Genomic DNA, 13,782 nt, shown 5'->3' with positions numbered 1-13,782 from the left:
CATGACAAGGACAGAGGGGGAGCAACGATGCGCGGGTTAGGGCGGCTGACCAGGTGGCTGGCAGTGCTGCTGGGGCTGGCGGTGGCCGGCGCCGCGGGCGGGTTGGTCTGGTATCGGCATGCGGCACAACCGCCGGCCTCCGGCAAGGCGGTGCTGGCGGGCTTGCGCAACCAGGTCACGATCGTGCGCGATGGCAACGGTGTGCCGCAGATCCGCGCCGCCAGCAAGGCCGATGCCTGGTTTGCGCTGGGCTACGTCCACGCCCAGGACCGGCTGTGGCAGATGCAGATGAACAAGCGCATCGTTGCAGGGCGGCTCGCGGAGATCCTGGGGCCGTCAGCCGTCGATAACGACAAGTTCCTGCGTACGCTGGGCGTGCGGCGCAACGCCGAGGCCATCCTCGCGCAGGCCTCGCCCGAAGCGCGCGCGGCCCTGCAGGCCTATGCCGACGGCGTCAATGCATGGATTGACCAGCGCAAGGGCCCGCTGCCGCCGGAGTTCCTGCTGCTGCGCACGCAGCCCGAGCGCTGGGAACCGGCCGACACGCTGGGCTGGCAGACCATGATGGCCTGGGATCTTGGCGGCAACTGGACCCAGGAGACGCTGCGCATGCGGCTGGCGCAGGTGCTGCCGGTGGCCCGCATCAGCCAACTGCTGGCGCCGTATCCGGGCGAGCAGCCGGTACGCACCATGGATTACGGCCATCTGTACCGGCAACTGGCGCCGCTGGCGAGCGCGATGGCCCGCGTCGGCGACAAGGCGCCGCCGGGCTATGTCGAGGGCATGGGCTCGAACAACTGGGTGGTGTCCGGGGCCCACACGCAATCGGGCAAGCCCATGCTGGCCAACGATCCGCACCTGGGCCTGCAGGCGCCGGCGCTGTGGTACTTTGCGCGCCTGAGCGCGCCGGGGCTCGAGGTGGCCGGCGCGACGCTGCCCGGCATGCCGCTGGTGGTGCTGGGTCACAACGACCGGATCGCGTGGGGACTGACCAATACCGCGCCGGATGTGCAAGACCTGTACCTGGAGCGGGTGCGCCCGGGCAACGACACCCAATACCAGACGCCGCAGGGGTGGGCCGCGTTCGAGACCCGCACCGAGACCATCCGCGTCAAAGGCGCCGCCGACGTGACGCTGAAGGTCCGCACGACCCGCCACGGGCCGGTGATTTCCGATGTCGCCGAGCCGCTCGCCACCGCCGCGGCGCCGCTGGGCGCGCAATACGTGGTGGCGTTCCAGTGGACCGCGCTGCGCGCGGACGACCGCACCTTCCAGGCCGGGCTGAGCATGAACCAGGCGCGCGACTGGGCCGGCTTCACCGCCGCACTGCGCGACTTCCATGCGCCGCAGCAGAACATCGTCTATGCCGACGTCGACGGCAATATTGGCTTCTACGCGCCGGGCCGCGTGCCGCTGCGCCGCGCCGACAACGACCTCAAGGGGCTGGCGCCGGCGCCCGGCTGGGACGCGCGCTATGACTGGACCGGCTTTATCCCGTTCGAGGCGCTGCCGCACCAGTACAACCCCGCCGGGGGGGTGATCGTCACGGCCAACCAGCGCATCGTCGCGCCGGACTATCCGTACTTCATCACCAGCGAGTGGACCGTGCCCTATCGCTACGACCGCATCCGCGCGCTGCTGGCGGCCACGCCGAAGCATTCCTTCGACACCTTCGCCGCGATCCAGAAGGACGTGGTCTCGCTGGCGGTGCGCGATGCCTTGCCGCTGCTGCTGGCCGCGCCTATCAGCCGCGACGCAGCGCGCCCCGCGCGCGAACGCGCATTGCTGGATGCGTTGCGCCAGTGGGACGGCACCATGGACGCCGGCCGTGCCGAGCCGCTGGTGGTCACCGCGTGGCTGCGCGAGCTGTCGCGCCGGCTGTTCGAGGAGAAAACCGGCGAGGCGATCTTTGCCCGCATGTGGGAGCAGCGCAACGTGCAGCAGCCCATGCTCAACATCCTGCGCGATCCGCGCCAGCTGGGTGCGTTCTGGTGCGACCGTCCCCATACGGGCCCGGCCGAGACCTGCGACGACGCCATTGCCGACGCCTGGACGCAGGCCATGGCCGACCTGTCGCGCCGCTATGGCGACGATCCCGCGCGCTGGCGCTGGGGCGAGGCGCACGCGGCGCGTTCCGAGCACAAGCCGTTCGGCAAGGTCGCGTACCTGGCGCCGCTGTTCAACCTGCGCGTGCCGACGGGCGGCGACACTTACACGGTCAACGTCGGCCGGCATAACCTGCGCGACCACAAGGCACCCTTCGAAAACACCCATGCCGCCAGCGTGCGCGCGCTCTATGACCTGTCCGACCTGGCGGCATCGCGCTTCATGGACTCCACCGGGCAGTCCGGCAATGCGCTGCTGCCGCGCTACCGCGACTGGACCGGCAAATGGGCCGCGGTGGAATACATCACCATGCCGCCGGCCGCGGCCTCGGGTTTGCATGGCACGGCGGACACCCTGGTGCTGGCGCCTGCGGCAAAATAACGCGGCGCGCGGCCTGCCTGGCTGAGAAGGCTCGCAAATTGGGAATGTCGTGCCGGGGTCTGCGCGGGGAGGTGGCCATAGACGCTAACATGAAGGTTTTCTCCCTTTTGCCGGCAGGAGCCATTGATGACAACGCGTACCACCCATGTGATCCAGCACGTCGCCTTCGAGCATGCGGGCGTGATCGGCAACGCCTTGCGCGCGCGCGGGCACACGCTGCGGGTGTTCCAGGCCGGCGTCGACGACCTCGCGCCGATTGCCAGCGAGCCGGCTGACCTGCTGCTGGTGCTCGGCGGTCCCATCGGGGTCTACGAAACCGAGGCCTATCCATGGCTCGAAGCTGAAATCGCGCTGATCCGCCAGCGCCTGGCGGCCGGGGGCAAGATCATCGGTGTATGCCTGGGCGCGCAGCTGATTGCGCGCGCCGCCGGCGCCAGGGTCTACCCCGGCACGCGCGAGATCGGCTGGGCGCCGGTCACGCCGACGCCGGCCGGGCAGGATTCAGCGCTCGCCGAACTGGCAGCGGCCGGCTGGGAAGTGCTGCACTGGCACGGCGACACCTTCGACCTGCCCGCCGGCGCGCAATTACTGGGCTCGACCGCGGCGGTTCAGAACCAGGCCTATGCCATCGGCAACCAGGTGCTGGCGCTGCAGTTCCACCCCGAAGTCATGCCGCGCGACATCGAGGCCTGGCTGATCGGCCATACCGTCGAACTGGGCAAGGCCGGTATCGATCCGCGCACCATCCGTGCGCGGACCGCGCAAGTCGGCGCCAGCGTGGCGGCGGCGGGGGAACGCATGTTCGCCCGCTGGCTGGAGCAAGCCGGGCTATGAGCGAGCCCGCATCCGCCATGCGCGTGTCGATCGACGCGGTCCTGACCGGTGTGGTGCGTCCGTTCGGACCCAAGGGCGTACCGAGCGGCATTGCCAAGACCGCAACGCGTGCGCGGATCCGCGTCAGCGCGACCGGGCTAGAGGGCGACGGGCAGGGCGACCCGCGGCATCATGGCGGTCCGGAAAAGGCGCTGCACCACTATGCGTTCGATCATTACCCGGCGTGGCGCCTGGCGCTGGCAGAGCAGGGTGCGGCCGGTGACGGCGTGCTCGACACGCCCGGTGCCTTCGGCGAGAACCTGAGCACCACGGGCCTGACCGAAGCCGATGTCTGCATCGGCGATCGCTTCCGGCTGGGCACGGCGCTGGTAGAGGTGTCGCAGGCGCGCCAGCCATGCTGGAAGCTCAATCACCGCTTTGGCTATGCGGGCATGTCGCGCGCCGTGCAGCAGAGCCTGCGCACGGGCTGGTATTACCGCGTGCTTGAAACCGGCGAGGTGGCGGCGGGCGATGTGCTGGAACTGGTGGCGCGGCCCTGTCCCGGATGGCCGCTGCACCGACTGCTCCAGGTGCTGTATGTCAACCGGCTGGACTATGCCGCGCTGGAGCAAATGGCCGCGCTGGCACCGCTGGCCGAGAGCTGGCGCAAGCTGGCACGGCAGCGCCTGGAGCGGCGCGAAGTCGAAGCGATGGAGCGGCGCCTGTCGGGCGAGTAAAGGCAGGAGGACGGGTGTTTTAGCCCTGACGGAAACGCTTGCCGGTGCCCTCGCGAGTGATGCGCTCCCAGATCCGCTGCTTTTCCTCGTCGCTGAAGAACACCCAGTTGCTGACCTCCGCCGCGGTGCGGCCGCAGCCCTGGCATACCTCGTCGAACAAGGTCGAGCAGATGCCGATGCAGGGGCTGTCGGGGCGCTCGGACAGCGTGGAATCCGTGGCGCCGTGGTCCGGTTCGGGGCGCAGCGGGGCGGATTCTGAGGGTGACGGCATGGTGGCGGGAAGGCGAGCGTGAAACGGGGGGACATTATACGGGTGGCGGCGAGGGGTCCCCGGTCCCGGCCCTGCCGCCGACATGTCCGCCCGCGTGCCTAATGTTCCTGGGCCAGCGCTGCCAGTGCCGCGCGCGCCAGGAAGCCGCTCCGCGTCTCATGGCGCCGTTCGACGTAGACATCGATCTGCTGCAGCACAAAGCGCGGCAGGCTGACATTGATGCGCTCCGGACGCGCGTCGAGCTTGCTCACATCCACATCTGCCAGGGCCCAGATTGCGCCGGCGTACTCTTGCTTTGCCATGAGTGCTTCGATGGTCGAGCACCGGATATTGACCGGCTGGCCGAGTTCCACCAGCGTTGCAACATGGCCCTTGATGGCCTCCCTTGCATTGCGGATCGCGTCGTCGATCGTATCTCCCCAGGAATGGCAGCCCGGGACGTCGGGCACCGTAACGCCGTAAACGGTTCCTGCTTCCTTGTGGATGGCGATCGGAAATTCCAGAGAGTTTTTCTGCATGGCAAATTGTCGCGGGTGGTGGCCTATCGCAAGCCGGCGGCCTTGAGGATGCTGTGGAGCGTTCCGGTGGGAAGGTCTTGCTTAGGATGCGGGACCGTTACCAATCCGGGCTTCCACGGGTGTTTGAAGTGGTGACTACCGGTAATACGGGCGAGCGTCCAGCCATCTTGCTCGCTGAATCAACTTCGAAGATCGCATGGGGTGGCGTGTGTATTTATACACATTAGATAGGTGTTCAGTCAACCGCGGCCGGTGTGGGGCTGCGTTAAGGTGCGGCAGTTCCCCCTTCCATGTGAATAGCAGTTCTCTTAATGGGGCCTTCGCAACTATGCGAGGGGTAATTGAACATGCCGCGGCACCCCAATACGCTTGACTCCAAACCCTGCCGAGCCGAGGTGAAAATGTCCCAGCCCCTATCCACCGTACCTCTGCACCACGAGCGCCACGCCAGCGTCGACCCTCGCATGCGCGCCATGGTTGACAACGTCCTGATCGGCTCCCCGGTGGCGCGCGCGCTCGGCGTACGCGTGGCGAGCCTGGCTCCCGATCATGTCGAACTGGAAATGCCATTCCTGCCGACCAACGTGACCCACGGCAGCATCGTGCATGGCGGCGTGATTGCCACCCTGATCGATATCGCCGGCGCGGCCGCGGCGGCGTCGGGCGCCAGCGCCGATGAGGTGAAGGGCGGGGCGACCAGCTCCCTGTCGATCCAGTACCTGGCACCGGCACGCGGCGCCGCGCTCAGGGCGGTGGCGGTGGTGGTCCGGCGTGGCCGCAAGCAGGTGGTCATGGATGTCTCGGTGTACGCCGAAGCGCCCGATGAAGGCGTGCTGGTCGCCAAGGCCTTGATGAGCAGCGCCATGTTCTGAGGGCGTGCAGCATAATTAAGCAATTAACCGCCGTCCAAATCGCCCCACCGCCTGCGCGCCAGTACACTGGCGCGATGTGCCGCCACCAAGCGGGGCATGAGCGGGGAGGAAAGCGATGGAGCACCGGCCTGAAACGGCGCAGCGGGGCGACGCGGCAACGCCGGCGGCGCCACCTCCGTCCCAGGCGCTACCGGCAAGCCCGGCGCCGTCCGGATCGCGCATCGCCGTCTACGGTGCGATTGCCGCCAACGTGGCGATCGCCATCACCAAGTTCGTGGTCGCCGGCGTGACCGGCAGCTCGGCGATGCTGTCCGAGGCGATCCATTCGACGGTGGACACCGGCAACGAGCTGCTGCTGCTGGTCGGCATGGCGCGCAGCCGCCGGCCGGCCGACGCCATGCATCCGTTCGGATACGGCAAGGAACTGTACTTCTGGAGCCTGATGGTGGCGGTGCTGCTGTTCAGCGTCGGCGGCGGCATCTCGGCCTACGAGGGTGTGCTGCATATGCTGGAGCCGGCGCCGCTGACCGATCCGCACTGGAACTACATCGTGCTGGGCTTCGCGATGGTGTTCGAGAGCATCAGCTTGGGCATTGCGCTGCGGGCGTTCGCGCGTGAGAAGGGGACGCAGTCATTCTGGCAGGCGCTGCGAAACAGCAAGGATCCGACTACCGTGACGGTGCTGGCTGAAGACGCCACCGCGCTCGCCGGCCTGGTGATCGCCGCGCTTGGCGTCTATGCCAGCCACCGGCTCGACATGCCGGTGCTCGATGGCGCCGCGTCGCTGCTGATAGGGCTGCTGCTGGCCGGCGTGGCCACGCTGCTGATCGTGCAAAGCCGCAGCCTGCTGGTGGGCGAGGGGATCGACAAGGCCATGGCGCTGGCGATGCGCCGGATCGTGCTGGACGACCCCGCGGTGCTGTCGGCGGGCATGCCGCTGACCATGCACCTCGGACCCGCCGAGGTGCTGGTGACGCTCGACGTGCAATTCCATCCGGAAACGGTAGCCAATGGCGCCGCGGGTGCCATCGACCGGATCGAGCGGCACATCCGCGCGCAGTTTCCGCAAGTCAGCCGGATCTTCATCGAGGCCCGCCTGATGACCGCGGGCGTGCGCGCCCCGGGTTGATCGCTGCGCCGCGCCCCGCCAGGCAGGGCGCAGCCGGGATCAGTACTTCCAGAAGACCTGCTGCAGCGCCTTGGTGTCGTTGGTCTGGGTCAGCGCCAGGGCCATCAGGATGCGAGCCTTCTGCGGCAGCTGGTCGTCGGTGACGATCCAGTCGTACTTGTCGTCGGGCTGCTCGGCGTTGCGGACCACCACGCCGCTGCCGGTGCGCGACGCGCGCACGATGTGCACGCCCTTGGCGCGCGCGGCCTTGAGCGGCTCGACCATGTAGTCGCCGACGCTGCCGTTGCCGGTAGCGGCGTAGATGATGGCTTTGGCGCCGCTCTTCACCGCCGCCTCGACCGCAGCCGGGTTGGCGTTGCCGTAGGCATAGACCACGGCCACTTCAGGCAGCTTGTCGATCTTGTCGATGTCCCACTGCGTCTGCAGCGTGTGCGGACGCGCCGGCAGGCGGTAGAACAGCGTGCGGCCTTCGACCACGTAGCCCAGCGGGCCGAACGGCGAGCGGAAGGTCTCGGTCTTGAAGGTGTTGCTCTTGGTGACGTCGCGGCCGGTGTGGATCTCGTCGTTCAGCACGGCCAGCGTGCCCTTGCCCTTCGAGGCCGGGTTGGAGGCAACCAGCACGGCATCGTAGAGGTTCAGCGCGCCGTCGGCACCCAGCGCGGTGCCCGGGCGCATCGAGCCGACCACCACCACCGGCTTGTCGCTCTTCAGCGTCAGGTTGAGGAAGTAAGCGGTTTCCTCGATGGTGTCGGTGCCGTGGGTGATCACGATGCCGTCGACGTCAGGCTGCTTGAGCAGTTCCGAGACGCGCTTGGCCAGCTTGAGCAGGCGTTCGTTGTTGAAGCTCTCCGAGCCGATCTGGAAGATCTGCTCGCCCTTGACGTTGGCTACCTTGGAGATCTCGGGCACCGAGGCAATGATCTTGTCGACCGGCACCACGGCGGACTGGTAGGCCGCGGTGTTGGTCGCCGAAGCGCCGGCGCCGGCAATGGTGCCGCCGGTGCCGATGATGACGATGTTGGCCTTGCGGGCTTCGGCCGGGGCCGTGGCAGCGGCCGCAGGCTGGGCCGCGGGCGCGAGCTGCGCGTGCGCGGTGCCGGTGATCAGGCTCGCCGACAGCAGGGCAGCGGCCAGCGTGGTGACGCGGGCGAAATGTTTCATGGTTCTCCTCGGTATCTATACGAACGTGTGGCCCGTACTGGAATCGGCACGACATACCTTATGGGTGGAATGGTGCCGTCCGTGTTCAGTCGGTGGCTGCCTGTGACCGTGCCTGGGGTGCAGGGTCCGGTTCAGACAGCGGCAGTGACTATACGTGAGGAGAAATTGGCGTTGGAAGTGCGGCGCAAGGGTTATGCCGATTCGGCATAAATATGCCGAATCGATAACTCAAATCGCATACATATCCAGGTATTCGTTGACCGGCATTGCCTCGAGCCGGGCCTGGTCCAGCGACACGGCAAGAATGGCCTGCTGCTGCTTCGGCGGGAAGCGGCGCGCGAGGTTGGTGCGAAACTTCTCCACCAGCAGCGGAATGCCCTCGGCGCGGCGGCGCAGGTGGCCGAGCGGGTATTCGACCAGCACCTCGTCCAGCACGGTGCCGTCGGCCAGCGTCACGGTCAGTGCATTGGCGATCGAGCGCTTGCGGGGGTCATGGTAGTCGCGCGTCAGCGCGGGGTCTTCGACGCAGGTGATCTTGCTGCGCAGCGCGTCGATGCGCGGGTCTGCCGCGACACGATCCTCGTAATCGGCGGCGGTCAGCCGGCCAAACAGCAGCGGCACGGCCACCATGTACTGGATGCAGTGGTCGCGGTCCGCGGGGTTGTTCAGCGGTCCCTGCTTGTCGATGATGTGCAGGCATGCTGCGTGCGTACGGATGGTGATGGCGGCGATATCCGCGGCGCTGCGTCCTGCGAGCGCCAGCGCGCCGTGCAGCTGCATGGCGGCTTCCACCGCGGTCTGTGCGTGGAATTCAGCGGGGTACGAGATCTTGAACAGGATGTTCTCCATCACGTACGACCCGTACGGCCGCTGGAAGCGGAAGGGCTGGCCCTTGAACAGCACGTCGTAGAAGCCCCAGGCCCTTGCCGTCAGCACCGACGGATAGCCCATCTCGCCGGTGCGCGCGATCAGCGCCAGCCGCACCGCACGGCTGGTGGCGTCGCCGGCGGCCCAGCTCTTGCGGCTGCCGGTGTTGGGCGCGTGGCGGTAGGTGCGCAGGCTCTGGCCATCCACCCAGGCCAGCGACACGGCATTGAGGATCTCGTCGCGCGTCAGGCCCAGCATCTGCGCGACCACGGCAGTCGAGGCCACCTTGACCAGCACCACATGGTCCAGGCCGACCTGGTTGAACGAGTTCTCCAGCGCGATGCAACCCTGGATCTCGTGCGCCTTGATCATGGCCGCCAGCACCGTCTTCATCGTCAGCGGCTTGCGCCCGGCGGCGACGTTGTTGCGCGAAATCCAGTCAGCGGTGGCCAGGATTCCGCCCAGATTGTCCGATGGATGGCCCCATTCGGCCGCGAGCCAGGTGTCGTTGAAATCCAGCCAGCGGATCATCGCGCCGATATTGAACGCTGCCTGGACCGGATCGAGCTGGAACTGGGTGCCCGGCACGCGCGCGCCGTTGGGCACGACCGTGCCGGGCACGATTGGCCCCAGCAGCTTGGTGCAGGCCGGGTAGGACAGGGCTTCCAGCCCGCAACCGAGCGTGTCGATCAGGCAGTTACGCGCGGTATCGTAGGCAAGGCCGCTCTTGATCTCGTAGCCGGTGACATAGTCGACGATGTCGACCAGCACCTGGTCCGGATCGGGACGTTGCGCGGACGGCGCGCCGGTGGACATGAACGGCCTCGCGGGTGCGGCTCAGGTCAGAACGCGTCGCCGGGCACGCGCACCCAGCCTTCCATCAGCACGCGCGCGCTGCGGCTCATGATGGCCTTCTTGACCATCCATTCGCCGTTCACCTGCTGTGCCTCCGCGCCGACGCGCAGCGTGCCGGACGGATGCCCGAAACGCACCGCGTTGCGCGCGCCGCCGCCGGCGGCCAGGTTGACCAGCGTGCCGGGAATGGCCGCGGCGGTGCCGATCGCCACCGCTGCCGTGCCCATCATGGCGTGGTGCAGCTTGCCCATGGACAATGCGCGCACCAGCAGGTCGACGTCTGCGGCGGAAACCTTCTTGCCGCTCGAAGCGACGTAGTCGACCGGCTTGGCAACAAATGCCACCTTGGGCGTGTGCTGGCGCTTGGCGGCCTCGTCGACATTCTTGATCAGGCCCATGCGCAGCGCGCCGTAGGCGCGGATGGTCTCGAACATCGCCAGCGCCTTGGTGTCGCTGTTGATGGCGTCCTGCAGCTCGGTGCCGGTGTAGCCGATGCTCTCGGCGTTGACGAAGATGGTCGGGATGCCGGCGTTGATCATGGTGGCCTTGAGCGTGCCGACGCCCGGCACCTCCAGGTCATCGACCACATTGCCGGTCGGGAACATCGCGCCGCCGGCGCCTTCTTCCTCGGCGGCCGGGTCCATGAATTCGAGCTGGACTTCGGCGGCCGGGAAGGTCACGCCGTCCAGCTCGAAGTCGCCGGTTTCCTGCACTTCGCCGTTGGTGATGGGCACATGGCCGATGATGGTCTTGCCGATATTGGCTTGCCAGATGCGGACCACGGCCACCCCGTTCTGCGGGATGCGGCTCGGGTCAACCAGGCCGGCGCTGATGGCGAACGGGCCCACCGCGGCCGACAGGTTGCCGCAGTTGCCGCTCCAGTCGACAAAGGGCTGGTCGATCGAGACCTGGCCGAACAGGTAGTCGACATCGTGGTCGGGCCGGCTGCTTTTGGACAGGATGACGGTCTTGCTGGTGCTGGAGGTGGCGGCGCCCATGCCGTCGATCTGCTTGCCATAGGGATCGGGACTGCCGATCACGCGCATCAGCAGCGCGTCGCGGGCCGGGCCGGGCACTTGTGCCGTTTCCGGCAAGTCCTGCAGGCGGAAAAACACGCCCTTGCTGGTGCCGCCACGGATATAGGTGGCGGGGATTTTGAACTGGGGTACGTGAGCCATGGAAATCTTTGTCCTGGTTGGGCCGGGTGGCACGCATGCCGCCCGGGCCCATGTCACAGCTTATGCAGCCGCACGGGTCGACTCAAGGAAGTCCTGCGCAAAGCGCTGCAGCACCCCGCCGGCTTCGTAGATCGACACTTCCTCGTCGCTGTCGAGGCGGCAGGTCACCGGCACTTCCACGCGCTCGCCGTTCTTGCGGTTCACCACCAGCGTCAGCGTCGCGCGCGGCTGGCGTTCGCCGATCACGTCATAGGTCTCGGTGCCATCCAGCCCCAGCGTCAGGCGGTTCACGCCCGGCTTGAACTCCAGCGGCAGCACACCCATGCCGATCAGGTTGGTGCGGTGGATGCGCTCGAAGCCCTCGGCGACGATGACCTCGACGCCCGCCAGGCGCACGCCCTTGGCAGCCCAGTCGCGCGACGAGCCCTGGCCGTAGTCCGCGCCGGCGATGATGATCAGCGGCTGCTTGCGGTCCATATAGGTCTCGATCGCTTCCCACATGCGCACGACCTTGCCTTCCGGCTCGATGCGCGCCAGCGATCCCTTCTTGACCTGGCCGTCGACCACGGCCATTTCATTGATCAGCGTCGGGTTGGCGAAGGTGGCGCGCTGCGCGGTCAAGTGGTCGCCGCGGTGGGTCGCGTACGAGTTGAAGTCCTCTTCCGGCAGGCCCATCCTGGCCAGGTATTCCCCGGCGGCGCTGTTGAGCATGATGGCGTTGGACGGCGACAGGTGGTCGGTGGTGATGTTGTCGCCCAGCACCGCCAGCGGGCGCAGTGCCTTGAGCGTGCGCTCGCCGGCCAGCGCGCCTTCCCAGTAGGGCGGACGGCGGATATAGGTGCTCTGCGGGCGCCAGTCGTACAGCGGCGCGGCGCTCTCGCCGGTGTCCGCGGTCAGCGCGAACATTGGCTCGTAGACCTTGCGGAACTGCTCGGGCTTGACGCTCTGCGCCACGATCGCGTCGATCTCTTCGTCGCTCGGCCAGATGTCCTTCAGGTAGACCGGCTTGCCGTCCTGGTCGGTGCCCAGCACGTCCTTTTCGATATCGAAGCGGATGGTGCCGGCAATGGCGTAGGCCACCACCAGCGGCGGCGAGGCCAGGAAGGCCTGCTTGGCATACGGGTGGATGCGGCCGTCGAAGTTGCGGTTGCCCGACAGCACCGCGGTGGCGTACAGGTCGCGGTCGATGATCTCCTGCTGGATCTTCGGGTCGAGCGAGCCGGACATGCCGTTGCAGGTGGTGCAGGCGAACGCGACGATGCCGAAGCCGAGCTTTTCCAGGTCCGGCAGCAGGTTGGCTTCTTCCAGGTACAGCTCGACCGCCTTGGAGCCAGGCGCCAGCGACGACTTGACCCACGGCTTGCGCGTCAGCCCGCGCGCGTTGGCGTTGCGCGCCAGCAGCGCGGCGGCAATCACGTTGCGCGGGTTGCTGGTGTTGGTGCAGCTGGTGATGGCGGCGATGATCACGGCGCCGTCCGGCATCAGGCCTTCGGCTTCCTGTGCGCGCGCCTTGTCCAGGTCCACGGCGATGCCGCGCTCGGCCAGCGCCGAGGTCGGCAGGCGCTTGTGCGGATTGGACGGGCCGGCCATGTTGCGCACCACGGTCGACAGGTCGAAGTGCAGCACGCGCTCGTATTCGGCGTGGCGCAGCGCATCCGCCCACAGGCCGGCGGTCTTGGCGTAGGTCTCGACCAGCTTGAGCTGTTCCTCGGTGCGCCCGGTCAGGCGCAGGTAGTCGGTGGTCTGCTCGTCGATGAAGAACATCGCGGCCGTGGCGCCGTATTCCGGCGCCATGTTGGAGATGGTGGCGCGGTCGCCCAGCGTCAGGCTGGCAGCGCCTTCGCCACGGAACTCCAGGTAGGCGCCCACCACCTTTTCCTTGCGCAGGAATTCGGTCAGCGCCAGCACGATATCGGTGGCGGTGATGCCGGGCTGGCGCTTGCCGGTCAGCTCGACGCCGACGATATCCGGCAGGCGCATCCACGAGGCGCGTCCCAGCATCACGTTCTCGGCTTCCAGGCCGCCCACGCCGATGGCGATCACGCCCAGCGCATCGACGTGCGGGGTGTGGCTGTCGGTGCCGACGCAGGTATCGGGGTAGGCCACGCCATGGTCAGCGTGGATCACCGGCGACATCTTCTCCAGGTTGATCTGGTGCATGATGCCGTTGCCCGGCGGGATCACGTCGACGTTCTTGAACGCCTTCTTGGTCCAGTCGATGAAATGGAAACGGTCTTCGTTGCGGCGGTCCTCGATGGCGCGGTTCTTCTCGAACGCCTGCGGGTCGAAGCCACCGCATTCCACCGCCAGCGAGTGGTCGACGATCAGCTGTACCGGCACCACCGGGTTGACCTTGGCGGGATCGCCGCCCTGGTCGGCAATGGCGTCGCGCAGGCCGGCCAGGTCCACCAGCGCGGTCTGGCCCAGGATGTCGTGGCACACCACGCGCGCGGGGAACCACGGGAAATCCAGGTCGCGCTTGCGCTCGATCAGCTGCTTCAGCGAAGCCGCCAGCGTGGCGGGGTCGCAGCGGCGCACCAGGTTTTCTGCCAGCACGCGCGACGTGTACGGCAGCTTGTCGTAGGCACCCGGCTGGATCGCCTCAACCGCGGCGCGCGCGTCGAAGTAATCCAGCTTGGTGCCCGGTAGCGGTTTGCGGTTTGCAGAATTCATGGTGTAGGGAAATCGATATAGGTATGAAAAAGGGGTAGCGGCCCCGTGTCAGCGACCCGCTACCCCTTTGCTCCCGGCCCGGATCTTCCATCCCGACCGGGGCAAACCAGCAGCCGGTCTTACTTGCGATCCTTGATCGGCACGAACTTCAGGTTCTCCGGCCCGGTGTAGTTGGCGCTGGGGCGGATGATCTTGTTGTCGATGCGTTGCTCGATGATGTG

The 13,782-nt window shown here is 67.3% G+C and carries 11 protein-coding genes and 1 pseudogene; 5 read left to right on the top strand and 7 right to left on the bottom strand.

From position 1 onward, the window contains the following. Positions 1-27: 27 nt before the first annotated feature. The 3 genes from E5S69_RS24780 to E5S69_RS24770 all read left to right on the top strand — a co-directional run bounded on the left by E5S69_RS24780 (position 28) and on the right by E5S69_RS24770 (position 4,037). Entirely contained in the window at positions 28-2,487 is a 2,460-nt protein-coding gene (locus E5S69_RS24780; protein ID WP_171517114.1) for a penicillin acylase family protein, read from the top strand. A 126-nt stretch (positions 2,488-2,613) separates the two neighbouring features. After that, positions 2,614-3,321, top strand: a complete 708-nt coding sequence (locus tag E5S69_RS24775) for a glutamine amidotransferase (protein WP_171517113.1) — start codon at positions 2,614-2,616, stop codon at positions 3,319-3,321. Next, positions 3,318-4,037 carry an MOSC domain-containing protein gene (locus E5S69_RS24770; RefSeq protein ID WP_171517112.1) on the top strand — a complete coding sequence of 240 codons (720 nt, stop codon included), beginning with the start codon at positions 3,318-3,320 and terminating at the stop codon, positions 4,035-4,037. The genes E5S69_RS24775 and E5S69_RS24770 overlap by 4 nt, the downstream gene beginning before the upstream one ends. A gap of 19 nt (positions 4,038-4,056) precedes the next feature. Here the strand turns inward: E5S69_RS24770 and E5S69_RS24765 are convergent, their stop codons facing one another. From E5S69_RS24765 to E5S69_RS24755, 3 genes and pseudogenes are all read right to left on the bottom strand, one after another. Continuing rightward, the gene (locus tag E5S69_RS24765; protein WP_171517111.1) at positions 4,057-4,308 is read right to left on the bottom strand and encodes a DUF1289 domain-containing protein; all 252 of its coding nucleotides are present in this window, start codon (positions 4,306-4,308) and stop codon (positions 4,057-4,059) included. Positions 4,309-4,406: 98 nt separating this feature from the next. After that, complete coding sequence (locus tag E5S69_RS24760; protein ID WP_171517224.1) at positions 4,407-4,811, bottom strand: type II toxin-antitoxin system HicB family antitoxin; 405 nt, start codon at positions 4,809-4,811, stop codon at positions 4,407-4,409. A gap of 38 nt (positions 4,812-4,849) precedes the next feature. Beyond that, positions 4,850-4,999 (bottom strand): annotated as a pseudogene (locus E5S69_RS24755) (type II toxin-antitoxin system HicA family toxin); the annotation flags it as partial. 228 nt (positions 5,000-5,227) lie between these two features. Between E5S69_RS24755 and E5S69_RS24750 the strand changes: the two are divergent. Together E5S69_RS24750 and E5S69_RS24745 are read left to right on the top strand one after the other, a co-directional pair. Continuing rightward, positions 5,228-5,698 (top strand): PaaI family thioesterase, encoded by a 471-nt coding sequence (locus E5S69_RS24750; protein ID WP_171517110.1) that lies wholly within the window; start codon positions 5,228-5,230, stop codon positions 5,696-5,698. 115 nt (positions 5,699-5,813) lie between these two features. Further along, positions 5,814-6,827, top strand: coding sequence for a cation diffusion facilitator family transporter (locus tag E5S69_RS24745; protein ID WP_171517109.1), 1,014 nt, complete (start codon positions 5,814-5,816; stop codon positions 6,825-6,827). 39 nt (positions 6,828-6,866) lie between these two features. On the opposite strand, the gene E5S69_RS24740 is transcribed toward E5S69_RS24745, so the two are convergent. The 4 genes from E5S69_RS24740 to acnD all read right to left on the bottom strand — a co-directional run bounded on the left by E5S69_RS24740 (position 6,867) and on the right by acnD (position 13,561). After that, entirely contained in the window at positions 6,867-7,988 is a 1,122-nt protein-coding gene (locus tag E5S69_RS24740) for an asparaginase (RefSeq protein ID WP_171517108.1), read from the bottom strand. A gap of 228 nt (positions 7,989-8,216) precedes the next feature. Next, entirely contained in the window at positions 8,217-9,671 is a 1,455-nt protein-coding gene (locus tag E5S69_RS24735; RefSeq protein WP_171517107.1) for a bifunctional 2-methylcitrate dehydratase/aconitate hydratase, read from the bottom strand. Between the two features lie 26 nt (positions 9,672-9,697). Next, positions 9,698-10,888 carry a 2-methylaconitate cis-trans isomerase PrpF gene (gene prpF / locus E5S69_RS24730; RefSeq protein ID WP_171517106.1) on the bottom strand — a complete coding sequence of 397 codons (1,191 nt, stop codon included), beginning with the start codon at positions 10,886-10,888 and terminating at the stop codon, positions 9,698-9,700. A 60-nt stretch (positions 10,889-10,948) separates the two neighbouring features. Continuing rightward, the gene (gene acnD, locus E5S69_RS24725) at positions 10,949-13,561 is read right to left on the bottom strand and encodes a Fe/S-dependent 2-methylisocitrate dehydratase AcnD (protein ID WP_171517105.1); all 2,613 of its coding nucleotides are present in this window, start codon (positions 13,559-13,561) and stop codon (positions 10,949-10,951) included. Positions 13,562-13,782 lie beyond the last annotated feature (221 nt).

The sequence above is a fragment of the Cupriavidus necator genome, assembly GCF_013141915.1.
Classification (GTDB): domain Bacteria; phylum Pseudomonadota; class Gammaproteobacteria; order Burkholderiales; family Burkholderiaceae; genus Cupriavidus; species Cupriavidus necator_B.
Note: the sequence above shows the minus strand (reverse complement) of the source record. Positions and strands in the feature narration are given on the sequence as shown.